Source organism: Haloferax sp. AB510, assembly GCF_024136985.1.
In the GTDB taxonomy this organism is placed as follows: Archaea; Halobacteriota; Halobacteria; order Halobacteriales; family Haloferacaceae; genus Haloferax.
Map to the genome: position 1 here is coordinate 1 of NZ_JAMYJY010000007.1, position 24,356 is coordinate 24,356.

At 61.6% G+C, this 24,356-nt stretch carries 23 protein-coding genes and 1 pseudogene; 12 read left to right on the forward strand and 12 right to left on the reverse strand.

Going from position 1 to position 24,356, the window contains the following annotated elements; translation table 11 throughout:
* The coding region (locus NKF06_RS02355; RefSeq protein ID WP_253244407.1) for an MFS transporter at positions 1 to 651 on the forward strand (651 nt) is incomplete at its 5' end.
* A gap of 47 nt (positions 652 to 698) precedes the next feature.
* Here the strand turns inward: NKF06_RS02355 and NKF06_RS02360 are convergent.
* Positions 699 to 1,976 (reverse strand): transposase, encoded by a 1,278-nt coding sequence (locus NKF06_RS02360; RefSeq protein WP_253244408.1) that lies wholly within the window; start codon positions 1,974 to 1,976, stop codon positions 699 to 701.
* Complete coding sequence (gene tnpA / locus NKF06_RS02365) at positions 1,973 to 2,353, reverse strand: IS200/IS605-like element ISHla16 family transposase (RefSeq protein ID WP_058826911.1); 381 nt, start codon at positions 2,351 to 2,353, stop codon at positions 1,973 to 1,975. Before tnpA ends, NKF06_RS02360 begins: the two co-directional genes overlap by 4 nt.
* A 247-nt stretch (positions 2,354 to 2,600) precedes the next feature.
* Here tnpA and NKF06_RS02370 point away from each other — a divergent pair, with 247 nt between their 5' ends.
* Positions 2,601 to 2,750 (forward strand): hypothetical protein, encoded by a 150-nt coding sequence (locus tag NKF06_RS02370; protein ID WP_253244409.1) that lies wholly within the window; start codon positions 2,601 to 2,603, stop codon positions 2,748 to 2,750.
* A 565-nt stretch (positions 2,751 to 3,315) separates the two neighbouring features.
* Here the strand turns inward: NKF06_RS02370 and NKF06_RS02375 are convergent.
* On the reverse strand, positions 3,316 to 3,597 hold the full coding sequence (locus NKF06_RS02375) for an HPr family phosphocarrier protein (protein WP_253244410.1): 282 nt from the start codon (positions 3,595 to 3,597) through the stop codon (positions 3,316 to 3,318).
* Positions 3,598 to 3,726: 129 nt separating this feature from the next.
* Here NKF06_RS02375 and ptsP point away from each other — a divergent pair, with 129 nt between their 5' ends.
* Positions 3,727 to 5,409 (forward strand): phosphoenolpyruvate--protein phosphotransferase, encoded by a 1,683-nt coding sequence (gene ptsP, locus NKF06_RS02380; RefSeq protein ID WP_253244411.1) that lies wholly within the window; start codon positions 3,727 to 3,729, stop codon positions 5,407 to 5,409.
* Positions 5,410 to 5,473: 64 nt separating this feature from the next.
* On the opposite strand, the gene NKF06_RS02385 is transcribed toward ptsP, so the two are convergent.
* The 6 genes and pseudogenes from NKF06_RS02385 to NKF06_RS02410 all read right to left on the reverse strand — a co-directional run bounded on the left by NKF06_RS02385 (position 5,474) and on the right by NKF06_RS02410 (position 10,009).
* Positions 5,474 to 5,935 carry a PTS sugar transporter subunit IIA gene (locus NKF06_RS02385; RefSeq protein ID WP_253244412.1) on the reverse strand — a complete coding sequence of 154 codons (462 nt, stop codon included), beginning with the start codon at positions 5,933 to 5,935 and terminating at the stop codon, positions 5,474 to 5,476.
* A gap of 127 nt (positions 5,936 to 6,062) precedes the next feature.
* Positions 6,063 to 7,505: a PTS transporter subunit IIC gene (locus NKF06_RS02390; RefSeq protein ID WP_253244413.1), complete on the reverse strand. Its 1,443-nt coding sequence runs from the start codon at positions 7,503 to 7,505 to the stop codon at positions 6,063 to 6,065.
* A gap of 172 nt (positions 7,506 to 7,677) precedes the next feature.
* Positions 7,678 to 7,973: pseudogene (locus NKF06_RS02395) on the reverse strand (PTS sugar transporter subunit IIB).
* 122 nt (positions 7,974 to 8,095) lie between these two features.
* A complete protein-coding gene (locus NKF06_RS02400) occupies positions 8,096 to 8,773 on the reverse strand; it encodes a triose-phosphate isomerase (protein ID WP_042666450.1) in 678 nt (225 codons plus the stop codon).
* A 28-nt stretch (positions 8,774 to 8,801) separates the two neighbouring features.
* A complete protein-coding gene (locus NKF06_RS02405) occupies positions 8,802 to 9,578 on the reverse strand; it encodes a fructose-1,6-bisphosphate aldolase (RefSeq protein ID WP_253244415.1) in 777 nt (258 codons plus the stop codon).
* A 5-nt stretch (positions 9,579 to 9,583) separates the two neighbouring features.
* Positions 9,584 to 10,009: a secondary thiamine-phosphate synthase enzyme YjbQ gene (locus tag NKF06_RS02410; RefSeq protein WP_004967184.1), complete on the reverse strand. Its 426-nt coding sequence runs from the start codon at positions 10,007 to 10,009 to the stop codon at positions 9,584 to 9,586.
* 213 nt (positions 10,010 to 10,222) lie between these two features.
* On the opposite strand from NKF06_RS02410, the gene NKF06_RS02415 reads away from it, so the two are divergent.
* The 3 genes from NKF06_RS02415 to NKF06_RS02425 all read left to right on the forward strand — a co-directional run bounded on the left by NKF06_RS02415 (position 10,223) and on the right by NKF06_RS02425 (position 14,276).
* On the forward strand, positions 10,223 to 10,984 hold the full coding sequence (locus NKF06_RS02415) for an IclR family transcriptional regulator (RefSeq protein WP_058826974.1): 762 nt from the start codon (positions 10,223 to 10,225) through the stop codon (positions 10,982 to 10,984).
* A 346-nt stretch (positions 10,985 to 11,330) separates the two neighbouring features.
* Complete coding sequence (locus NKF06_RS02420; RefSeq protein WP_253244416.1) at positions 11,331 to 12,791, forward strand: FGGY family carbohydrate kinase; 1,461 nt, start codon at positions 11,331 to 11,333, stop codon at positions 12,789 to 12,791.
* A 720-nt stretch (positions 12,792 to 13,511) separates the two neighbouring features.
* On the forward strand, positions 13,512 to 14,276 hold the full coding sequence (locus tag NKF06_RS02425) for an IclR family transcriptional regulator (protein WP_004041993.1): 765 nt from the start codon (positions 13,512 to 13,514) through the stop codon (positions 14,274 to 14,276).
* Between the two features lie 69 nt (positions 14,277 to 14,345).
* Here NKF06_RS02425 and pdxA read toward each other — a convergent pair whose 3' ends face one another.
* Together pdxA and NKF06_RS02435 are read right to left on the reverse strand one after the other, a co-directional pair.
* Positions 14,346 to 15,353, reverse strand: a complete 1,008-nt coding sequence (pdxA, locus tag NKF06_RS02430) for a 4-hydroxythreonine-4-phosphate dehydrogenase PdxA (RefSeq protein WP_058826918.1) — start codon at positions 15,351 to 15,353, stop codon at positions 14,346 to 14,348.
* Entirely contained in the window at positions 15,353 to 16,591 is a 1,239-nt protein-coding gene (locus tag NKF06_RS02435; protein ID WP_058826919.1) for a four-carbon acid sugar kinase family protein, read from the reverse strand. The genes pdxA and NKF06_RS02435 overlap by 1 nt, the downstream gene beginning before the upstream one ends.
* Positions 16,592 to 16,873: 282 nt before the next feature.
* On the opposite strand from NKF06_RS02435, the gene NKF06_RS02440 reads away from it, so the two are divergent.
* Positions 16,874 to 18,124, forward strand: coding sequence for an extracellular solute-binding protein (locus tag NKF06_RS02440; protein ID WP_253244417.1), 1,251 nt, complete (start codon positions 16,874 to 16,876; stop codon positions 18,122 to 18,124).
* A gap of 136 nt (positions 18,125 to 18,260) precedes the next feature.
* Positions 18,261 to 19,196: a dihydrodipicolinate synthase family protein gene (locus tag NKF06_RS02445; protein ID WP_058826920.1), complete on the forward strand. Its 936-nt coding sequence runs from the start codon at positions 18,261 to 18,263 to the stop codon at positions 19,194 to 19,196.
* A gap of 261 nt (positions 19,197 to 19,457) precedes the next feature.
* Here the strand turns inward: NKF06_RS02445 and NKF06_RS02450 are convergent, their stop codons facing one another.
* The gene (locus NKF06_RS02450; RefSeq protein ID WP_253244418.1) at positions 19,458 to 20,255 is read right to left on the reverse strand and encodes an aldo/keto reductase; all 798 of its coding nucleotides are present in this window, start codon (positions 20,253 to 20,255) and stop codon (positions 19,458 to 19,460) included.
* Between the two features lie 159 nt (positions 20,256 to 20,414).
* Here NKF06_RS02450 and NKF06_RS02455 point away from each other — a divergent pair, with 159 nt between their 5' ends.
* The 4 genes from NKF06_RS02455 to NKF06_RS02470 all read left to right on the forward strand — a co-directional run bounded on the left by NKF06_RS02455 (position 20,415) and on the right by NKF06_RS02470 (position 24,342).
* Complete coding sequence (locus NKF06_RS02455; RefSeq protein WP_042663637.1) at positions 20,415 to 21,359, forward strand: sugar ABC transporter permease; 945 nt, start codon at positions 20,415 to 20,417, stop codon at positions 21,357 to 21,359.
* Positions 21,356 to 22,276: a carbohydrate ABC transporter permease gene (locus tag NKF06_RS02460; RefSeq protein WP_004042001.1), complete on the forward strand. Its 921-nt coding sequence runs from the start codon at positions 21,356 to 21,358 to the stop codon at positions 22,274 to 22,276. Before NKF06_RS02455 ends, NKF06_RS02460 begins: the two co-directional genes overlap by 4 nt.
* 120 nt (positions 22,277 to 22,396) lie before the next feature.
* On the forward strand, positions 22,397 to 23,497 hold the full coding sequence (locus tag NKF06_RS02465) for an ABC transporter ATP-binding protein (protein WP_253244419.1): 1,101 nt from the start codon (positions 22,397 to 22,399) through the stop codon (positions 23,495 to 23,497).
* A gap of 41 nt (positions 23,498 to 23,538) precedes the next feature.
* Positions 23,539 to 24,342, forward strand: a complete 804-nt coding sequence (locus NKF06_RS02470) for a hypothetical protein (RefSeq protein ID WP_253244420.1) — start codon at positions 23,539 to 23,541, stop codon at positions 24,340 to 24,342.
* The last annotated feature ends 14 nt before the right edge of the window (positions 24,343 to 24,356 follow it).

Genomic DNA, 24,356 nt, shown 5'->3' on the forward strand with positions numbered 1-24,356 from the left:
GTCGTGTTCTTCGCGCTCGCGACGCGCCGCCGCGTGCCCGGGGTCGACGCACCTGCGCCCGACCGGGCGGCGCTCAGCGAACTGTTCGCCAGCCGGGCGGTCTGGACCGTCTGCGCGCTCTGTTTTCTCGCCTACTCGCTGTATCTCTTCGTCAACACGTGGCTCCCGAGCTTTCTCGCCAGCGAGTTCGAAATCTCACTGGCGGCGAGCGGCCTCCTGACCGCGCTGTTCCCCGCCATCGGCGCGGTCGCGCGGGCGAGTAGCGGCGTGATTACCGACCGCGTGTTCGGCGGGCGTCGCCGTCGCGTCATCGTCTCGTCGTTCGCCGTCGCCACGCCCGCAATCGTCGCGTTCGCGTTCGTCTCGGGACTCGACGCGGTCGTCGTCGGAGTCGTCGTCGTCGGCTTCGCCATCCAACTCGTGATCGGGCTCATCTTCTCGTACATCGCCGAACTCGTCGCCCCCTCGGTGCGGACCACGGCCGTCTCGATCCTGACGAGCGTCGGGCTCTTGGGCGCGTTCGCCGCGCCCATCGCCGGGGGCGCGATTATCGACTACGCAGGATACCCACCGGCGTTCTTCGCCGCGGGCGGCGTCGCCGTCGTCGGCGTGCTCTTGGCGCTCCGCGCACCGGAGCCGAGCCGGGTTTGACATCCTCCCCGCGCTAAAGCGCGAGGATTCCTCCGTTGGGGGTTCGGCTATGCCGATTCCACGGAGGCAACTTTCGGGTTTGTGCGCACTTCTTTGGGACTTTCGTGAGGGTATGGTTTCCCCGACCAATTGTGGTCGTCCCACTCGAATCGCACGGGCCGTGCCATCGGCCTGATTTCGCATTCGCTGTTCTCTCGAAGGAACGTCTTAGACGCCGTGAGGTCAGCGTACCCCTCGAATCCGCACGGACACGTCAGCGTGTCCCCGTGGCGAACCGTCTCCTCGTGGTCGCCACACTCAGGACATGTCTGACTCGTCCACGCTTCCGACTCGGCTTCGAGGCTGATGCCGTACTCCTCACAGACACACGCGAGACGGTGGATGAACTTCTTGAACGCCCAGAAGTTGTGCGTTTTCTCGTTCACCCTGGCCGACCAGTGCGTTTTCAGCACGTCGGTCAAGTCGCCTACGTACACCGTCGCCACGCCCTCGTCGTACAGTCGTTCAACGAGGTCGCGTACCAGCGCGTTCTGTGCGTGGTCACGACGCTTCGTCCGCTGTCGGTACAGCCGTCGAATTCGCTTGGAACTGTATCGTCCTTCACGGAGTTTCGACTGTAGGCGGGCGATTTCGTCTGTCGTCTCGCGGAACCGTCCGAACAACTCCCGACCGTCGTAGAGGTACTGGTTCCCAGTAGTCGTGGAACACGCGACGAGATTGTTTGCGCCAACGTCGAGGGCGGCTTCGTGAGAAGCCAGTGGTGAATCCAGTCGAGAATCAGGTACGGTGACTGGTTGGGAAGCCCTGAACGTGTCGCTCACTTCGTCATACTCAAGTTCCAGACGACCTTGTTTGCCGTCCCACTTCGGGTTGCCTCGGACTTCGAGGCGGAGTCGTTCGTGGTAGCCGAGTCCGTATTGGTCTTTCAGTTCTTGCCCGACAGGGATTTCGAGACGGCTACGCTTCCTCCACTCAATCGTGTACTGGTTGCACCGAATGTAGGTGCGGAGTTCGCGTCCGTTCTCTTCGTTGCCCCAGTACGATGGTGGGTTGGCGTACTCGCCTTTCTCCTTGAGGGCAAAGAACGACCGCCACGCTTCGCTGTTCTTGCGCGTGACCTGTTGGACAGTCGCGCTTCCGACGACGCCGTTGTAGCGTCCTCGGTACTCGGAGGTATCCCACACGTCACCGTCGCCAAAGTAGCTTTGACGACGTTCGTAGGTCAGTTCGTTCCACAGGGAGGCTGAGGCATCGAGTAGCCGTAGGAGGCACTCTTTGTCGTTCTCGGTCTGTGGGTCGACCTCGAAGGTGTTGACGCGCTTCATTCGTCGCCACCCTCCTGTTCAGCGATGTACTGTTCGACAGCGCCCTTCGAGGCACTCCCCGCGGTACCGACGTAGTAGGAACGAGTCCACTTCACGCGGTCGTCGTACCGCTGGTTATACTTCCGCGCCGAGATGCCCTTGACCCAGTTGACGATGAGGGACGGGGCGTTCTTGGGCGGACTCCCGATGAACAGGTGTACGTGGTCGGGCATGACCTCTGACTCGGCCAGTTCGAGGCCCTTGTCCTCACAGATTTCCGCGAAGATGGTTTCGAGACGTTCCTTCGTCTTCCCCGTCAGGTGCGAACGCCTGTATTTCGGCACGAACACTATGTGGTAGTAGAGTTCGTATTTCGCGTGACGGGTACTCTTCACCAGCTATGCATACTATCATGGTCGGACGGCTTAAAAATTGCGTTGGAACCCCGTCTATGTCATCGACGGCGGTTGAATACTGTTGGTCGGCTTCATCCCCGCCCTGAAAGGCGAGGCTTTCGCCTCGAATTTTTTCGTAAGCCCACCGTTGCGTCGTGTTTTTTTACCCGTGACTGCCGCGCCGTCGCCACGCCTATTTATATATTAACTATCCAGTCACGTTATGTATGAGGGGAACGGACGAGTAGGTATGGCCCGCGCAGTCAATCCCGTTCGAACCGACTACTCGAACATTCAGATGGGGCTGATGGGAACGCTCATCGTCGCTGGAATCGCGGTGCTGATGATTCCGTTCGCGCCGTTCATCCTCCTCGGTCTGGTGTGGAGAGCGCTCCACTAACGCGTCGCCACGCCACAAGACCCCACTTCAGCACGTGTTTTTCTGACCACGTTGACCGCCGAGCGACACCAGCCCGCCGGCCGCGACGAACGACACGACCACCGAGTAGTCGTCGCTCTGACCGACGACCCGACGACAAACAATATTTTTTAGACATACATATAAGATATCTAGAAAATTAGATATCGTCGGTGTAGAGATAGATATTCAGAAACCCCGATTGGTGCGTTCGAAGCCAACGATACGCTCAGTTTCCTATATCGAAACGCCAAATCGCGGTTCCTGACCGTCTAAAATCTAAAACAGCGTTTAACGCCACTTTCAGCGCGTCATTCCGGAACATATCGCGCGCTCAGAGACTGTCCGCTGAAATCATAGAATATCTGAATACTAACAGAATTTATCAGTTTTCTGTCTAAGAATCGGCTGGGAACCAAACCGATTCCGTCAGGACGCACACTCCCTACAGTCGAACACATCGACGCGACTGCAGACGGCTTTGTAGTCACTCGTCGCGCCCACCACGTCGTCGGGCGTCGAATCGACCACGAGTCCGGGCGGCCGTCTACTGATCGAGGTCGAAGTCGTTGCGGACGAGTTCGACGAGTCGCTCGACGGCCTGTTCGCCGTCGCTGCCGTCGGCGGTGATGACGATTTCCTCGTCCGGGCCGACGCCGAGCGAGAGAACGGCGATGCTGCTTTTGGCGTCTACTTCCGTCTCCCCGCCGGCTTTCCGCACGGAGATGTCCGTCTCGAACTTCGACGCCGTCTGGACGAACATCGACGCGGGGCGCGCGTGGAGACCGGTCTCGTGCTCTACGACTACTGTCGCTGATTTCGCTGCCATCCGTGCGACCATTTCCCACGCCGGTACTAAAGGCTTTACCGCTTGGAGAGGGTTTTTGCCGGCGGACGCGGACTAGACGCGTGCGATGTTCGCAAGCCCAGCGTATTCAGCGATAGCTACGAGGGACCGATGAGCGACCGCCGAATCTCAGGCGTCGGGGTGACGCCGCTACTCGGTGTCGGCACGGTCGTCCAGTACGATTCGACGGTCAACCTCGACGACGACGAGCGGTCGGCGGCCGACCCCGAGACCGAACGTCGGCGGTTCGAAGAGGCACGAGAGACGGCGGCGGACGAACTCGCCCGCGAGCGCTCTCAGACCGCCGAGCGCGTCGGCGCGGACGAAGCGGAGATATTCGACGCACACCAGCAGTTCCTCGCCGACCCACAGATCACCGACGGCGTCGAAACCGCGGTCAGCGAAGACGGTCTCACCGCCGAGCGGGCCGTCTCGCGGGCGTTCGAGGACCCAATCGCCAGGTTCGAGGAGGCAGATGGGATGTTCGCCGAGCGCGCGGACGACCTCCGCGACGTTCGCGACCGAGTGCTCCGCATCCTGCTCGACCGCGACCGGGTCGACCTCTCGGCGCTCCCCGAGGGAACGGTACTCGTCGCGGAGCGACTCACCCCGAGCGACACCGCGCAGTTAGACCCCGACGCAGTCGCCGGGTTCGTCACGGTCGAGGGAGGCCGCACGTCGCACGCCGCCATCATGGCGCGGTCGCTGGCGATTCCGGCGGTGGTCGGCGTCGACCCCGACGCGCTCGACCTCGCAGACGGCACGCGTCTCGTCGTCGATGGCACCACGGGCGACGTGACCGTCGACCCGGACGACGACGCCATCGCCGCGGCGCGGGAATCGGACGGTGCGACGGTCCGACACGACCCCGTCACGACGGCCGATGGGCGGCACGTCGAAGTCGCCGCGAACGTCGGAACGCCGCGGGAGGCGGAGGCGGCCGCCGAGCGCGGTGCGGACGGCGTCGGGCTCTTTCGAACGGAGTTCCTCTTTCTCGACCGGGAGGCGCCGCCGGACGAAGACGAGCAGTACGAAGCGCTCACCGGGGTGTGCGAGGCGTTCGACGGGTCGCGCGTGGTCGTCCGAACGCTCGACATCGGGGGCGACAAGCCGATTCCGTACGTCGACTCCGACCCCGGCGACAACCCGTTCCTCGGCGTTCGTGGCGTCCGGTTCGCACCGGGCGAGCGACCCGAGCTGTTCGAAGAACACGTCCGCGCGATTCTGCGCGCGGCCGCCGGGCCGGCGCAACTCGCCGTGATGTTCCCGCTGGTGTCGACAGTCACCGAACTCGACGCGCTTCTCGACGAAGTGAGCGCAATCGCCGCGGAACTGGAGGAGGCAGGCGTCGACTACGCGGTTCCCGAACTCGGCGCGATGGTCGAGACGCCGGCGTCGGTCTTTCTCGCCCGCGAGTTCGCCGACCGCCTCGACTTCCTCAGTATCGGGACGAACGACCTCACGCAGTACGTGATGGCCGCGGCCCGCGACGACGACCGCGTCGCCTCGTTACACGACCCGCTTCACCCGCCGGTCCTCCGCGCCATCGCGCGGACGGTCGAAGCCGCCCACGAAGGCGACGCTTGGGTCGGCATGTGCGGCGAGATGGCCGGCGACCCGGATCTCACCGAACTGCTCGTCGGGCTCGGCCTCGACGAACTGAGCATGAGCGCCGTGACGATTCCCGACGTGAAAGCGGGCGTCCAAGCCGTGGATGACGAGTCTGCGGCGGCGCTCGCCGAGACAGCTCTCCGCGCCGAGACCAACGAGGACGTGCGAGCGCTCATCGACTGAGGGTCGGAAGACCGGCCGCTCGTCCGAGATGAAGCGGACCCCACGGCGTGTTCTTTCAGTTCGTTCAGCCGTCGAATTCCACGCAGCGCTCGACGACGAGGTCGAGCAGCCCGTCGGCGTCGCGGCGCTTCGTCATCTCGGCGAACTCCTCGGCCTGGAAGAGTTTAGCGAGGTTCGAGAGGAACGACGAGTAGCCGTCGGTGTCGGTCACGAGGAGTAACACGACGACTTCGGCGGCGACGCGCTCGTCGGGGTTGTCCATGCTTCGGAACGCTATCGACTCGCCCGCGGGCGGTAACCCGAGGAGCACGGCCTGTTCTGTGACGTGGTCGGGGTCGGCGTGGGGGATGGCGATGCCGAATCCCATCGTCGGGATGTCGAGTCCCGTCGGGTAGTCGGCTTCGCGTGCCAGAAGGGCGTCGGCGTAGCTCTCGTCGGCCCAGCCTTGGTCGTAGGCGTACGCACCGAGTTCCGTGAGGACCGCTTCGTCCGTCTCGCCAGTCAGTTCGAGGCTTTCGGTTCGCATCGATGAGTCGTACGCGGGTCTCCGAGAAAAGTGTTGGTGCCGGTTCGCCGTCGGTGCCGCGAACCGCGGCGGCTCGTCGCGGCCGAGTCGCGAACGCCGACGGGTGACTGTAACTGTAACTGCGCGGTCAGTCGTCCGAGCGACCCTCTGCGCTCGTCGCGTCGACGGTCGAGCCGATTTTGTTGGGCAGGAGGCCGCCGCCCTTGCCGGTGTGACGACGTTCGACGGTCTCCTGCGCTTTCTCTTCGGACGCGCCGGCGACCATGTACATCCGCTGGGGCCACGTCCGAAGCGCGACCCAGATGCCGAGGACGATGACGAGTGCGACCGCGAGGGCGACCGGTGCCGGGATGAGGGCCAGGATGCCCGTCGCGGGCGACCCCGCGTCAGCGACGGGCGACGTGATGAGCCCGCGGCCACCGAGGTCGAAGCCCGCGCTTCCCGCCGCCTGCGTCAGGAGGGGAGCCACCGCGGAGGAGATGTAGTGCAGCGGAATGAGCAGGATGGTCCCCGTGACGACCATCTTCACGATGTTGCCGTTCATGATGGGAACCATCAGCGCGAAGAAGAACGGGAACGTCGCCAGGTCGATTCCCCACAGGACGTCGTTGCCGGGGAGGATGATCGACATCACGATGGCGATGGGAACGATGAGCAGGCTGGACGCGATGACCGACTCGTGGCCGATGAGGATAGCCGAGTCGAGGCCGATCGCCATGTCGCGGTCTTCGAACCGCGAGGTCATGTAGTTCCGAATCGACTCCGAAAGCGGCGTCAGCCCCTCCATGAGGATGCCGACCATCATCGGGAGGATATGCATCACCGCGGCGAACGAGATGCCGGCGGTGAGGATGGCGTACCAGCTCTCGGCGACGAAGAGCGCGTTACTGTAGGCGGCGATACCGATGACGAGTCCGATAGCGAGACCGACGAAGATTGGTTCACCGAGGATGCCGAACCGGTCTTGAATCGCGTCGGGGTCGGCTTCGATGTTCCCGAGCGGCGTCTTATCCACCGCCCAGTGGATCGGAATCGCGGCGACGGCGTAGGGTGCCGAGGTCCCGTGTGGAATGGAGATGCCGGGCGTGTCGAACGTCTCTTCGACGGCCGGTTGCGTCCAGTCCGCGGCCACGAGGACGAACAGCCCCAGCGTCAGCCCGACTGCCACCGAGTACAGCCAGTTGTTCGTGCTCATGTAGACCAGCCCGCCGATGAAGGCGAAGTGCCAGTAGTTCCAGATGTCCACGTTGAGCGTGTAAGTGAACCCGATCGCGAAGAGGACGAGGTTCATCACGACGAACAGCGGAATCATCCAGACGCCGAGTTCCGCGATACCGAAGGCGATGGCTGCGGCGGCAGGCCAGCCGACGTCGACCGCCGGCAGCGTGATGCCGGTCACCTCGACCATCTGTTGGGCCAGCGGACTGATGTTCTCGCTGAACAGCCCGATGACGAGATTGATGCCGATGAAACCGATGCCGATGAGGATGGACGAGCGCGCCGCCTTCAACACGTCCACCCGGAACGCGAGCGCGATGAGGAAGATGATTATCGGAAGGAGGACGCTCACGCCCAACGATTGGATTACGCTGTTGATCGAATTCAACAGGGAACTCACACCACTCTGTAAGAGTACTTCTGGTACTGCCATGCTATTAACTCACAACCCTGTCTCAGGATGAGAGTGAGCCCACATAAACATTGCTATCGTTCGTGAAAAATCCGCGTCGCCGACGTGTCAATCAGTCTTCGAGCGCCGCGGCGATGTCGTCGAGGACTTCGTCTTGACCGATACCGGTCATGAACGCCGTCGTGTGGATGACCGGGATGTCGAACTTGTCCTGGTTGAGTTGCGTCGTGGTGACGATGAGGTCGAAGTTCCCCGACGAGACCTTGCCGGGGGCTTCCGTCGCCTTCGCCTTGGCGATGGTGCCGATGTCGAGGCCCGCGCGGGGAGCTTCTCTTTCAGCGCTTCCTTGACGACCGTCGACGTCGCGACCGATGTGCCACACACTACGAGGATGTTTTTGGTTGTCATTGACGTGTATTGCACATCATCGATGACCACTAAAAAGATTGCGCCGGTCCGACGCGTCGCAGTCACCGAATGGGGCGGGACGGCGCGGCGCGAGACGGCGCGGCCCGCTGTCGGCGACCGTCTCAGGGGAAACTCGCGGCGATGTCGCGGAGGAGCGACTCCGGGTCCGACGCGAGCGATACGGCCGACGCGGCACCGGTCGCGTGACCGCCCTGTTCGAACGCGAGGCGGACGTCCTCGGCGGTCGAGATACCGCCGCCGACGAGGACACGAGTGCGCGGGTTCTCCGCCTCGACCATCGACATGAAGTCGCGAACGCGGTCGGGGTGGGTCTGCGTGATCGCGCGGTCCGACGAGATGTCTTCGGGCATCTCGTATATCATCGAGTCGGGGTCGAACTCCGCGACTGCGCGACCCATCTCGATGCTGTCGACGCAGACGACCGAGTCGAGGCCGAGGTCGTGGCAGCGCTCGATTTTCCACACGAGGTCGGACAGCGTGTCGCGGTTCTCCGCGTGATTGATGACGACACCGTCGGCCCCCGCGTCCGCGATGGTCTCCGGGAGGATCTTCCCCATCCCGCGACCGGGCTCGACGGCATCCATCGCGGGCGCGGTGACGGCGAGGTCGGTGTGTTCGGTTATCAGTCGGATGTCGGGCAGTTGGGGCGTCAGCACGAAGCGTGCGTCGGTCTCTGCCTCTATCGTCTCGAGCATCCGCGCGAACGCGAGCGCGTCCTCCCCGCTCGTGTCCGGGTACACCTTGAAGTTGACCTGAAAGTGGGGGTACGGAAGGTTCATGAGTGAGTTCGGGAGGTGGTTCGGCGGGTCATAGCAACGTCTCCGCCTCCTCGATGGTCGCGCCCTCGTGGACGATGGCCGAGAGCGCGTCGATGATGGCCGCAGGGTCGTCCCGCTGCCAGACGTTTCGGCCGAACATCACGCCCTCCGAGCCGGCCTCCACGGCACCGTGGACCATCTCCAGCACCTCTCGGTCCGTCTCGACGGTGGGGCCACCGGCGATGTACGTCGGCACCGGCGCGTTGTTCACAATGCGCTCGAAGCCCGTGGGTGGATACGGCGTCTTCAGGATGTCCGCGCCGAGTTCGAAGCCCAGGCGGTTGGCGTTGACGAGGTAGTCGGTGTCGAACTCGTCGTCGGCGCGCTGGCCCCAGAGGGTCGGCTCGACGATGAGCGGAATCCCCGCGTCGTCGCAGTCCTCGGCCGCGGCTGCGACGAACTCGGCGTTCTCCTTCAGCACGTCGGTGTCCTCCCGGCCGAAGACGAGCGCGACCTTCGCGGCGTCGGCGACCTCGGCGCAGTCTTCGACGCTAAACACTTGTGAGTGGATCTCTGCGTTCTCGATGTCGCCCGGCATCGTCGAGTCGTACAGGAGGTCGAGCGTGCCGATAGTGTGCACGTCGGCGGCGTTGATTCGGTCCTCGAAGCGCTTCAGGAAGGGCACGCTCGCCAGGATACCGTCGGGCCCGGCGTCCAGTACCGTGTCGAGGAGCGCCGCGGGGTCTTCGAACCCTTCGAGGGAACCCCAATGGAGGCCGTGGTCGATAGCAACAGTCACCGATCGTCCGAGTCGTTGGTCCGTCATGGCTGTTATTGTAGAATCGTCGTGGTAATCGTTCGCTCGCGCGGGCCGCACAGTTCGAAGAACATGACCTCCTCCCAGGTCCCGAGGTCGAGTTCCCCGTCGCGAAGAACGAGAAGGACCGGACGCTTGATCATCGCGGAGATGAGGTGCGCGTGAGCGTTCGGCTGCTCGCCCGCGGTGATGTGGTCGAGGTCGTGGTAGTAGCCCTCGTCCGGGGGGGCAATCTCCTTGAACTTATCAATCATGTCGTCGAGAAGCTTCTCTTCGTACTCGTTGGTCGAAAGCGCCGCAGACGTGTGCGGCGTCGACACGTACACGAGTCCATCGGTCACGCCGAGGTCCTCGATGGTCGCTTCCACCTCGGGAGTGACGCTCAGAATCTCGAACCTGCTGTGGCTCTCGATGGAGAAGCTCTCTGTCTGTATCTCCATACACCGTAGCTCAGAGAGTGAGCGTAAATAGTTTTTGCCGACAGTGTTCCGAACACCGCACAGCGGCCCTTAGACACCAAATACCTCGGTTCCACGCTTCTTGCTCCGCCGCTCGACCGGTATCGACGGTCTGTCCCGCTGTCTCACCGAGTCGAACGGCTGTTCTACCCAATAGAACAAACTATTTACGGCTGCCTCGACGACACCTCGCTCATGACAGAGAACACGCCCCACCGGGTCGAGACGAGTCGGAAGACGATTCGGGTGCTCGACGCGCTTCGAGAACACGGGTCGAGTAGCGTCACGTTCCTCGCACGGGAACTCGGGATGAACAAGAGTACCGTCCACAACCACCTCAGTACGCTCGAAGCCGAGAAGTTCGTCGTCCGCGACGGGACCAATTACGATCTGAGTCTTCGACTCCTCGAGTTCGGGGGATACGTACAGCACCGCCACTCGCTGTATCAGGTGGCGAAACGCGAGGTCCACCGATTGGCGTCCCAGACCGGCGAACTCGCGAACCTGATGGTCGAGGAGTACGGACAGGGCGTCTATCTCGCCTCCGAACAGGGTGAGCGAGCGGTCGATTTAGACATCTATCCCGGCCTCAGACGGCCGCTCCACGCTATCGGACTCGGAAAGGCGATACTGGCGCACCTCCCTCCCGAGCGCGTCGACGACATCATCGACGAACACGGACTTCCCGCGGAAACCGACCAGACAATCACCGACAGAGCGGAACTCGACGAGCAGTTGGCGACGGTCCGTGACCGGGGCTACGCCGTGGACAACGAGGAACTCATCCGAGGGCTCCGGTGCGTTGGCGCACCCATCATCGCAAAAGACGGGACCGTCCTGGGTGCAATCAGCGTCTCGCAGCCCGTCAGCCGCATGAATAACGAACGGTTCACCGACGAGGTTCCCGACATCGTCCAGAGCGCCGCCAACGTCATCGAACTCCACGCGAACCACTAGAGATTACATGTATATTTTTGTAATGCTCGTTCCGACTACGCTTGCAGGCCGCCGCCGGCCCCGACGATGCGGTTCAGTCAGAGTGAACCACTGTTCTTAGATACGGAATGAATAGAATGCCGACGATAGTTCGTGTTTGTCCGTTTATTTCTCATATTTCGGTGTCAACTCTCGGAATGACAGCGTCATCGAACTGTATGTCAATTGAACGTGCTCTCGACCAGATGGTATGCTAACACTCATCAAATGAACTCCGCTGCGGTCAGTCGGCCACACTGCGCGCTCGCGCGCTCGACGGGTTACTACCCTCGGAAGGATTTAACTGCGTCCTACGTGACCCCGTGGTATGGAGAGCCCGCAACTGGTCGGCGTTCATCTCGGTACTGCGAGCGTGCACGTCGATGTGTACAGCACCGACGGCGAACGACTCGCCGGCGGTGAGGCGCCGGTCGCCGAGCAGACGACGCTCGCGTGGGAGCGAGCGCTCCACGAAGCGGCACCGGCGCTGCCACAGACCGGTATCGGCTCGGTCGCGAGTACGTCGGGGACGGCCGTACTCGTCGATAAGTACGGCGAGCCGGTGTTCCCGCCGCAGATGTACTTCGATTCCGCGCCCGAACAGGCATCGAAGCTCCGCGACCTCGACCTGTCCGGTCTCTCGATTAACCAGAACATCGCGTTTTCTCCGACCAGTCCCCTGCCGAAGATTCTGAAGCTTCGCGCGGAACACCCCGAAAAGTTCCAGCGGGTGGAGTGGATTCTCAGTCCGACGACGTGGCTGTTGTATCGGCTCCGGTTCGACGCGTCGACGCCGTGGCACGACATCGAGACCGACTGGACGAACGCGTTGAAGTTCGGTGCCGACGTGACGACGCCCCTTCCCACGTGGTTCGAGTCGCTGTTCGAGACGCTCGACCTGCCTCGGTCGCTCTTTCCGGCGATTCGACCCCCGGGGTCGTTCATCGGCGTCGCCGACGGTCAGTTAGCCGAGCGGACCGGCTTCGAGGGCATCAAACTCTTTCAGGGGCTCACCGACGGCAACGCGTCGGTGCTGGCGAACGGCGGCGTCAAACCGGGGGAGTTCAGCATCACCTTCGGCGCGTCGAGCGTCGTCAAGTACGTCTCGGAATCCGTCTCGCCGCACCCGGCGCTGTACTACCACCGTCACCCCATCGACGGCTATCTTCCCGGTGCGTCGTTCGACACCGGCAACCTCCTTCGGTGGTTCTTCGACCGCATCCTCAACTGTACGCCGGAGCGCGGGCTCGAACTCGCCCGACAGGTCCCGAGCGGACAGGGCTACGAAATGTTCCTCAAGGGCAACCGAAGCCCGTTTTTCGACGCCGACGTCGCGGGGTCGCTCCTCGGACTCAACTACGACAACTCCCTGTCGACCGAGGAGGTCCACGGCCGACTGGCGCGCGGGCTCATTACCGGCATCATTCTGACCGAGTGGACCTACATCTCGCTGGTCGAAGAACACTTCAACACCGACATCGACCGCGTGCTCGTCATCAACGACGGGACGCCGACGCTCGACGGCAACTACGACTGGTGGAACACGCTCCGCGCGTCGATCTGGGACCGTCCGGTCGTCGAGATGGAGCCGCGGACGACCGCCGGCGCGGTCATGGCCCCCGCGCTCATCACGTCGATTTACAGCGATGTCGAAACAGCAGCGGAAAACCTCCTCCGAGAGCGTGGCGTTATCGAGCCGGACCCATCGGTCGGCGCAGACTTCGATACGCAAAAAGAGGCGTACTTCGACCGATGGCGGGACATCGCGGAGTTCTATCAACGGGAGTGACGCCGAACGCACCGGCTTTGCCTGCCGGCTGTACGACAACCGGCGACACCGACGGCGCAGACATGAGCACCGAGACGATCGCGTCGAAGGTGAGATCGAGACTACGAGCACGTCCCGTGTTTCGTGAAATGAACCTCGGGAGAGTTACAAGCATACACTTGTAATCCAAAATGTCCATCGCGCAGCTGACCGAATCACGTGAGAACTCGGTGTGAAAACAGTTTCCAACACGCATGGAACCGAACACACGGCGAAACCAACCAGCAGCGACTTCCCCAACGGGTTACGTGCCCGTTGGTCGCTTGCTTGCCGCCGAGATACCCAGACAACGCTCGAGACCGCGTGCTTGCACGGGTATTACCGGGAATATCTGGGGACCACGTGAGCCAACCCGACTAGTGTTTCCAACTGAAGTGGAAATGTCCGTTTCGACTGCCTTTATTCGTAATCGTGGCATTATAACGGGAAAGACAAGCGAACTATCCACTCGCTCGCGACGCAGGAGACCGTTTGGAAAGAGGTTCCTCGTGAGCGATTACGACACACCGCTTACCCCCGGGATGGAGACAATGAGCACTATCCGAAACGGTGCTGATGAAACGGGCAACGACCCGATACAGAGACGCTTTCTTGATCAGGCCTCGCTTCTGCAATAGTGACCGTTCCGAACCGTGTCCTGAACCCAAATATTTAATCAGGTTGGAAATGGTGTGTTATCGTATGGCAACCAACAAACCACGAACGCTGGAGGCGGTTGAACGGTCTCTCGAACTCATCGAGGCACTGGTCGAGGAGGACTCGCTAGGGGTGACGGAACTCTCGGAGCGAACTGGACTTCCAACGAGCACCGTCTACGTGCACCTGCAGACGCTTCGGGAGAACGACTACGTCGTCAAGGAAGGGAGCAAGTACCGACTCTCGCTTCAGTTCCTCCACTATGGGGGCAAGATTCGAGAACGGCTTCCGGTCTACCGACATGGACGGAAGGTCGTCCACGACCTGGCCAAAGAGACTGGCGAACTGGTCAATCTCGCGATTGAGGAGAACGGCCGCGGTGTCGTGATATTCATGGCACGCGGCGACAACGCTGCTGTCGACCTCGCACCCGTTGGGAAGCACTCGTACCTCCATCGACCGGCTTTCGGGCGGGCCATCCTCTCGTGTTTCTCCGACGAGGAGGTGAACGATATCGTCGACAAATGGGGGCTTCGAGCGGTCACCGAAAACACCATCCATACGCGTGAGGCGCTCTTCGAGGAACTCGAAGCGACCCGAGAGCGCGGGTACGCGATCGAGCGAGACGAAGGAGACGTCGGAATCAGCTGTGTCGGCGCGCCGATTCAGGACATCGAAGGAAACCCCGTTGGCGCGATCAGCGTGACCGTCCCCTCGAACAAACTTCGGGACGACCGCGTCGAAGAAGAACTCTCACACAAGATTCTCAATGGAACCAACATCATCGAACTCAAGATAGAACACGCATAACCGACGAGACACCATTTCCACGCTGGTTGGAAATTCCGCCGAGTCCACCTGACGGGTTCTATGTACCTGTCACGCTCGCTCGATGGCGACGCGAGCGGCGGTTCGAATCGCGTCGACCATACTGGACTCGGAGGCGATTCCCTGTCCCGCAATATCGAACGCCGTCCCGTGGTCAACACTCGTTCTGATGATCGGCAGTCCGACCGTCATGTTGACGCCGCTGACCGTGTCGGTGCTGTCGAAGCCGAGCATCTTGATCGGGATATGTCCCTGGTCGTGGTACATCGAGACGACGCAGTCGTACGCGCCAGCGGCTGCCTTGACGTAGACGGTGTCCGGCGGAATGGGCCCTTCGGCGTCGATACCAGCCTCACGGGCCTGTTCGACGGCCGGTTCGATGGCGTCGTCGTCTTCCGTCCCGAGGAGTCCCCCCTCGCCGGCGTGAGGATTCAAGCCAGCGACGGCGATCGTCGGGTCGTCGATTCCCAGGTCGTGTAACCCCTGATTAGTGACAGCGATGGTGTCGAGGACGTTCTCGGTTGTCACGAGGTCGCACGCCTCGCGAAGCGGGACGTGTGTGCTCACGTGCGTGACGCGAAGCCCCCCCTCGATAAGCATCATCGAATAGTTATCTGTCTCGGTGTACGCCGCGAGCATCCCGGTGTGGCCCGCGAATTCGCTTCCCGCCTGGGCTGTCGCTTGCTTGTGAATCGGGGCCGTCGCGATGGCGTCGATGTCGCCTGCGATGGCGAGTTCGATCGCGCGTTCGATGTACTCAAGCGAGGCGCGGCCGTACGCCTCGTCGATTTCGCCGTAGGTCAGCGACGCGACGTTGTCGAGGTCGAGTACGAACAGCGTCGATGGGTCGGATCGAACGTCTGCGACGGACTCGACCGCTTCGACCGACAGGTCGCTATCACACTGGTCGACTGCGTGCCGAATCACGTCCGCGTCGCCGATGACCACGAGGCTTGCGTCCTCGGTCACCTCGGGTGCTGCTTCGACGATTATTTCGCTTCCGATGCCACCGGGGTCACCCATCGTCACGCCGACGAGAGGTCGCTCTACTGCTGTCATCACGGCGTACCGATGAAGTCGAGGCAATTAACTATTGTCGTCGGGTCACCGAACGACCCCGCCTTGGTCACGAGGAGGGTCTCGTCGGCCGCTCCACCGCGAATTCGGGTGAGTGGAATGCCGTCGGCGAGTTCGATTCCCGTCAGTTCGAGTGACTCCGCGTCGAGTTCGTCGAGTACCGCGATGGTCGTCGAGCCACCAGTCGTGAACAGACCGGTCAACGGCCGTGTCTCGTGGACTCCGCGGACGGTCGCACGCAACGTCGTCGCGATTCGATCTTTGACGGCGTGCTCGTCGAGTCCGAGCGCGTCCGCGTTCCGGGTCACTACGTCGACGGCGCGAGAAGACGGAGCCGACGTGACGATGGCGAATCCGTGAGCGCGCTGCGCGGCGAGAACCGGGCCGACAGCTTCGGACGCCGCTTCCGTTGGACGCTCGAGCATCGTCTCGGGGTCCAGCGCAACGATCGCTTGGTCCGGAACCCGCGCGAGTTGCCCGAACGAAGTCTCGCTGACGCTCCCGACCACGCCGAGGACCGATTGGCCCCCACTTACTGCGGTCGAACGCGACAACGCCCCCGCGAGTCCGCCACTCCCCGCATAGGCGACGGTGGCTGTGAGTCGGCTGGCGGCGTCGGCAAGCGACCGAAGGTGGGTGTGAGTTGTGGCGTCGGCGACGACGACTACCGGCCCGTCGCGGTTGCGGTCTATCTCGGCGAGTTTCGACCGGACGTGTCCTGTTCCCTTGGTTACGACGTCCAGCGGGAGTGTTTCGACGGGATACGCGAGCGATGAGAGCAGCTCGACCACCGACGACGTTGCAGGCAGGTTCTCTGAGTCGGTAAGCGTCTCGAGCACGGGGTCACCGTCGACCAACTGGACGCCGTCTTCGGTCGTCCGCCCGTTACTGGGAAACGCCGGTGCAAGCAACAGGATGTCGGGCGTCGCGGCGTCGAGCACCGCCGCCAGTTCGTCGGTGACGTTCCCGCGGAGCGTGGAGTCGAGCTTGTTGTACAGAAGCGTGGTGTCGTGTTGTGACACGGCGGCGCGAACCGTTTCGTACGCCGCTGCCGGTGGTGCTTCCCGTGTCTCCGTATCGACGACGAGGACGTCGCAGCTCGTCGGTGCGCTTGGGTCGAACACCACGTTCGTCCGATACCCACGGCTGGCGAACTGGCTCCCGGTGTCGTTCGCTCCGGTGATATCGTCTGCAATAACAACTGCGTTCAACTCGGTCATACCGTCTGAGTCTTGGTTGCCAGCCTATGAATGTTCGGCCGTGCCATGATAAATGTCAACAAGGATTAGAAATGTATTTACATTACAGTCAAGAAGCGTAATTCCATGGCATCGAACGAATGCCGAGACAGTGATAGGACCGCTACGAGACGCCGAACCGTCCTCAAGGCCGTGGGGGGCTCAGCAGTCGCAGGGCTTGCAGGCTGCGTTGGCGGTGGTGGGGGAGACGGCTCGGGCTCAGGCTCGGGTTCGGGATCCGGCGACGGAACCACCACGGGGACCGTGAACGAAAACGGCTGGCCTGACTACAGCGGGCGCGAGATGCGCGTTGTCACCGACGAGTGTTCGGACGTGTTCAAGCGCGTCTGGGAAGACGCGTTCGCCGAGTTCGAAAACAAGACGGGCGCGTCCGTCACCCTCGAATGCGGCGCAGAGGGACAGAGCATTCAAGAGCGTATCATTCAGCTTATTCAGTCCGGCAACCCGCCGGAGCTGTTCCCGACATCGGTGACGCAATCGACGCAACTCCAGAACCAAGGGACGCTCGCTCCGATGACCGACTTAGTCGAGACGGTCACGGACCGATTAGGCATGCCCCACGAGCGGTCGTTCCTCGAACGCGACGGCGAACACTACACGATTCCCTTCTTCGCGATTCCGTACCTGCAGTGGTACCGAGAGGACATCGCCGAGTCGAAACCAGACTCCTGGGAGAACATGGTTGGCTGGATGGAGGAAGCCAGTGGTTCGGACGAGGTGACCGACGCGACGCTGCTTCCGTGGTCGACGCACTACTGTAGCGAACTCGTCGCTCAGTGTTTCCTCCGAAGTAACGGTGCGAACATGGCGACTCGAAACGATGACGGTGAGGTTGTGGTCTCGATCGACCAGGGAGAGAACCGCGAGCGCTGGATCGAAATGCTCGAATTCCGCAAGCAGCTCCAGCCCTACACCGGCCCCGGTTCGGACATCGGCTGCGAAGAGCGGATCAACGCACTTCATACTGAGTCGTCGGCGCATACGACGTACGGTGGTGCGCGGCCGAAGATTCAGTCCATCGAACGCGAGCGTGACTTCCACGAGCATATTCGCGCCGCTCCGATCCCGGGGCCGGACGGACCGGGGAAGTTCTTCGGCGTCATCAAGTCCATCTGCTCGTTCCAGGGGTCGAACACGGACATGGCCAAGACGTTCCTCGATCAGTTCATCTTCCAGCCGGAGTACTACGAGCGCTACATCAACATTCAGAACGCGCCGCTGTACCCGAAACAGAAAGAGGAGATCGACATGCGCGAGAAGCTTCCGGACTCCTACACCGACGCGGATATCGAGGCGTGGAAGTCGGTGACCGACGCGATTCCACCGGCACACGAGACGAGTCCGCCGAACCCGTACGTCGATTCCATCTTCACGACTCGGCCGGGCTCGACTGCCATCTCACTCGTGATCAGCGAGGACATGGACCCAGGCAAGGCAGTCGACCAAGTCGCAGCGAAGGCTCGCGAGTCGCTGAACCAGGCGAAGGGGCCATGAGAATACATGCGTAGACACATCGGCCACAGGCACGCTCACCTCACCCTGTCGAGGAACCCGTAACCAGAGACCAGCAGACCAGCCTCCAAGTACACTCGAATCCACACATCGACTCACATACGACCTCAACAAACAGATGAAACACGAACTACACGGCGTAAATCCACCGCTTATCACCCCGCTCGACGCCGACGGTCAGTTGGACGAAGACGCGTTCAGAGATGAGATTCGCTACCATCTCGGTGCTGGCGTCTCAGGCGTCGTCGTCGGCGGAAGCACCGGCGAAGGGATGCGAATGACCGACGACCAACTCAAGCAACTCTACGACGTCGCGGTCGACGAAGTGGACGGCGACGTTCCCGTGGTCGCGGGAGTCATCGCACGACAGACGCGCGAGGCCACCGTAAAAGCGGAACTGGCTCGTGACGCGGGTGCGGACTTCATCATGGCGATGCCACCGACGGGGTACGTCGGCTCGCACATGGCCGACAACGACTCGATCCGCGACTACTACCGCGCAATTGCGGACGTTTCCGAGTTACCAATCGTCATCTACGACGTCATGTCGTTGCTCGACCTCGACGCGGAACTCGTCGGTGACCTCGTCCGGGACATCCCGGAAGTCGTCGGCATCAAAGTCAGCAGCACGCTCGGCAATCTGACGCACTATCTCCGAGCCATCGGCGATGACGGCTTCGTGCTCGGCGGGATGAGCATCGGCCAGTTCCCAACGTACACATTGGGTGTCAACGGCGGGATCGTGGGTATCAGTAGTGTCTGTCCACGCATCTCCGTCCAAATCTGGGAAGCCACACAACGTGGCGATTACGACCGTGCCCGAGACCTTCATTTCGCGCTCGTCCCGCTCATCCGCGCCGCGATGGAGAACTACGAATCGAACTTCCCCGCTGGCGAGAAAACGGCGATCGACGTGCTCGGACGCGATGCGGGCTGTCTCTTCCATCCCTTCGACGGAGTCGAAGACGGTGACGAGAAGCGCGCGGCCATTGAGGACGCAGTCTCACAGATGCACGACCGAGGAACGAGAGAAATCGTCCACGCCGACGATTAGGACGGAGAAACTCGGCCAGCACTGACCGGTCTGTCCGTCAGACCTCGAAACAGCCTGCCGATCGGATGGGCCCTTTCAGCGACCCGTCCCGCGTCTTCGATAGCCGCTCCCCTTGAGACGAACGCGCCGACGATCGTCGAGCGGACACTCGTCGTCGCTGGCGTCGGTTCTGCCGTGGGAGTTCCAGTTCTCGAGTCCCGCTCGCAGCACGACCGCAAAAACAGTTCTCGGCTCGGTTCGATTCGCGCCGAGCGTTCGAGGTTACCAGTCGACCCAGTCTCGGTCGGCGATCCGAAGCTCGCGGTCGATGTCGTCGATCCGAGCAAGTTCTTCCGCGGTGAGTTCGATTTCCGCGGCTTCGAGATTCCCACGGATGTGCGCCTCGCTCGACGCCTTCGGGATGGGATTAACGCCGTCTTTCGAGAGCAGCCACGCGATGGCGACCTGTGCTTGGCTGAGGCCGTTTTCGCGGGCGATGTCGGTGATCTCCGGAATCTCGAAGACCCTCCCGCGGGCGAGCGGGGAGTAGGCGACGACTTCGATGTCGTGACCGCGACAGTACTCGAGGAGGTCCGGTTGCGGGAGGAGTGGATGAAGCTCGACCTGGTTGACGTCGATTGGGGCGTCGCAGGCCGCCTGCGCCTCGTCCAGCAGTTCGGGAGTGAAGTTACTGACACCGATATGCTGAATCAGTCCCTCGTCTCGGAGTTCCGAGAACGCGCCGAGCGTGTCGGCGGCGTCGTAGTCCTTCGCTGGCCAGTGAACGTAGAGGATGTCGAGATAGTCCACGCCAAGGCGGTCGAGGCTCTCGGCGACTGCGTCGGGGACCCGGTCGGACGCGAGGTCGCCCGGCCAGAGCTTCGTCCCAAGGGTAATCTCCTCTCGGTCGACGTCCGCTCGTTCGATTCCATCGCCCACGTAGGCTTCGTTTTCATACAGCTGTGCGGTATCGATGTGTCGGTAGCCCATCTCTAGTGCCGTTCGTACGCTTTCGGCACAGGCCTCCGGATCAGTGTTCTGCCACGTCCCGAAGCCTACTCTTGGCTCGCTAAATACCATGATCGTCAGTACGTTCTCGGGTGATCCTATAATAATCTATGGGGGGACGCGAGAAGACAGTGGATCGGGTGACTGGAGTCTTCGTTCGTCTCTCGAACAGCTGTGACTGTACTGATGGGAAGGTTTTTACCGTTGGTTCATGAAGAATTGGCACGTTCCATGAGTACAATCAACAAGCATGGCTCCCGGGCTCGAGAGTTACGAGACGAGGTGTTCGAGTTCCTCTCAAAAAAGAAGGTATTGGCCGCGCTGACGATTCTCCCGCCGATGCTACTCTTCACGTTCGTGAATCTCGTTCCGATTATCGGCGTCATCGGCGCGAGTTTCTTCAACATCAACGCCTTCTCGAACGAGTGGCAGTGGATCGGGACTGCGAACTTCGAGTCGCTCCTGACGAGCGACTCGTTCTACGATGCGCTCAACCGGTCGGTGATATACGCGGGTGGCTCGGTCGTCATTCAGGTGATTTTCGGGACGACTCTCGCGCTATTGCTCAACCGGTCGTTCAAGTTCGTGAATATCGCGCGCACGTTCGCAATTCTCCCGTACCTCATCCCGAACGCCGTCATCGGCTTCATGGCGCTCTGGATGCTCAATTCGCAGTGGGGAATCGTCAACCAGCTCGCCGTCCAGATCGGTCTCACCCAAGGGTACGTGTCGTTCTTCGGAGACCAAGGATCGGCGATGCTCGCGGCGATTCTCACGAGTAGTTGGAAAGACTCTATCTTCGTCACGGTGATGGTGCTCGCTCGACTGCAGGCTATCCCCGAGAGCTTCTATGAGGCGGCGAAGATGTCCGGTGCGACGGCCTACCAGCGATTCCGAGATATCACCCTGCCGAACCTGAAGGGTGTGTTCTTTATCGTGCTGCTGCTGCGTGCGGTGTGGATGTTCAACACCTTCGACTACATCTGGGTCCTCACGCAAGGAGGACCGCGAGGAGCGACGACGACCGCACCCATCTACGCGTACAACATCGCCTTCGGGACGAGTCGGCTCGGCATCGCCGCGGCCGTTTCGACCGTGCTGTTCCTCGTCTTGTTGGTCGCGGCAGTGTTGTACTTCCGGATCTTCGAGCCGTCTGAGGAGGTGCGTGCAGAATGAGCATTCGTAACGACATCGGACGCAAGTGGTCGAACGTCAAACAGCGGACCGTGGACAAGCCGTGGAACCCGCTGACGCACCTCTCGCACCAGGGTCGGTCGACGGGGTGGAACTTGACGCTGAACGCCCTGTTGGTGCTGCAGCTGTTCGTCGTCATCTTCCCCATCTTCTGGATGGTCAGTACGGCGCTACGGCCGACGGACATGATTTACAACGTTCCGCAAACGCTGCTACCGCAGATATTCTCCGTCGAGAACTTCGTCAACACGTTCGAGGGGACGAACTTCCCGACGTACTTCAAAAACAGCATGATTCTCTCGGTGGGCGTCGTCGTGGTCACGACATCGATGTCGACGCTGGCTGGCTACGGGCTCACGCGCATCGACATCCCACACAAGAAGACGTTCGCGAGAATCATTCTTTTCGGGTACATGTTCCCGCAGATTCTGCTCGCGATCCCGATGTTCATCTTCTGGAGTCGCATCGGCCTCATCAACAGCCACCTCGGCCTCATCTTGGCGGTTACCGCGACCGCCTTGCCGTTCGGCATCTGGTTGATGTGGAAGTTCTTCCAGAACGTTCCCATCTCGCTCGAAGAGTCCGCCCAGATGGCGGGCGCGTCGCCGTTCCGGGCGTTCTACGAGATCGCACTACCGATGGCGAAACCCGGTGTCATCGCGGTAGCCATCTTCTCGTATGCAACGGCGTGGGGTGCGTACACGATTCCCCGCATCATCATGCCGACGAGTGAAAACTGGCCGCTCACCGTGGGTATCCACATGTTCACGATTCAGAAACAGACTCTCTGGGGAGAGGTCATGGCCGCGAGCGTGATGATGGTAATCCCGGCGTTCATCTTCGTCTTCGCGCTCCAGAAGTACCTCCTCGAAGGGTTCGAAGTCGGCGGACAGATGTAACAGTCGACCACGCGGTCCTTCGACACCCCTCTCATTTTCGTCCGTTCTGGCAGCAGAGATCCTGCGTTCACCGAAACGTATAATGTCCCCGTCGAATAACGTGTGAGTGGTTGTCAATCAATGACTATTGAGGTTAGCTCCCTGCGAAAAGAATTCAGTTCGCCGTCCGGAACGATCACGGCCGTCGATGGTATCGACTTCAGCATCGACGAAGGCGATTTCTTCACGTTCGTCGGCCCGTCCGGGTGTGGGAAGACGACGACGCTCCGTTGTATCGCGGGCCTCGAAACGCCGACGAGCGGGAGTATCCGGTTCGACGGCGAGGACATGACGGGGAAACCGGCTCACAAGCGGAATCTGGCGATGATGTTCCAGAACATCGCCCTCTACCCACACATGAAGGTGAAAGAGAACATCTCCTACCCGCTGAAAGTCCGGAACGTTCCGAAGCAAGAGCGACACGAGAACGCCGAAGAGGCCGCGGACATCATGCAGATTCGAGAACTACTGGAGAAGTACCCCGGCGAACTCAGCGGTGGCCAGCAACAGCGGGCGGCCTTAGCGCGAACAATCGTCCACGAACCGGAGGCGTTCCTGATGGACGAGCCGCTGAGCGACCTCGACGCGAAGCTGAAAGTCGAGATTCGCAAGGAGATTCAGCGCGTCCACGACCGCGTAAAGAAGCCGACGATCTACGTGACGCACGACCAGGAGGAAGCGATGACGATGAGCGACCGTATCGCGGTGTTCAACGACGGTGGTATCGAACAGATCGGGACGCCGGACGAACTCTACCAGCGACCTGCGAACCGGTTCGTCGCGAACTTCATCGGCAACCCATCGATGAACTTCTTCGACGGGACTATCGACCGCGCGAGCGGTGAGACGGCCATCGTCGCCATCGACGGGCAAGACGTCGAACTCCAAGTGGTCGACTCAACGGCGCTCAGCGTCGGCGACGAAGTCACGGTTGGCGTCCGCCCCGAAGACGTCACGCTTGATCGGAACCACGGAGACCTCGAAGGCGAGATCACTCTCATCGAGCGAATCGGAAAGCAGATGCTGGCAACTATCGAGGGCCCGCAGGGCGAGGTTCGGGTGACGCTCCCGGCCGACAACTCCTACGAGAAGGGCGAGGAGATCCGCCTCGCTATCGAGGCCCGGACGACGCACCTCTTCGACTCCCGGGACGACGTCGTGACTCGCGGACCGGACGTGTGACGAGGTGACCGATGAGTTGGATGCGACAGCGTGATTCAGTCGTGCTCGACCGAGTCCGGAATCCAGCGTACACGGGCGAGAACCGGTGTCTCCCCTGTACTGGCGTAAACGCCGCCTTGGCCATCGCACTCGCTGGACTCGTCGCGTGGGTTGGATTGCCACTCCTGAGTGCGGTCGTCCTCGCGGTGTCGGCCGCAGTCATCAGCCTCCGCGGGTATCTGATACCCGGCACACCGACGCTGACACAGCGATACCTTCCCTCGCGGGTGATGGCGTATTTCGAACACGGGCCGGAACAGACGGCCGTCGATTCGCACTCGGAGCCAGTCGACGTGACCAACGCCGACCACGACACCCTCCTCGTCGACAACGGCGTACTTGTACCGTGCGACGGTGGGGCCGATTTCTGCCTGACGGACCGTTTTCACGCCGCGTGGACGAACGCCATCGACACGATTGATTCCGACGTGGACACCGCGCTCTCGGTGTCCGCGTTCGTCGATGCTGATTCGTCTGAGGTGGTTGTCGACGAATCGGCTGCTGACTTCGCCATCTCCGTCGATGGGGCACACGTCGGTCGGTGGCCATCTCGAGCCGCCTTCCTCGCCGACGCGGCCGGTGCGGTAGCGCTGGCCACCGAGCTCCCGAACTGGCACGATCTGTCTTCGAGAGTACGAGGCGTGGCGCTCGGTGAGCTTCGACTGTTCCTCGAACGCTGCCCAACCTGCGACGGTGAACCGAACATTCAGCAGCGAACTGAAGAGACGTGCTGCCGAACGCGAACCATCACGACGATGCGATGTACGGACTGCAACGCGACGTTTGTCGAAGTCGTCGGTGCGTAGCTCGGCTCCACGAC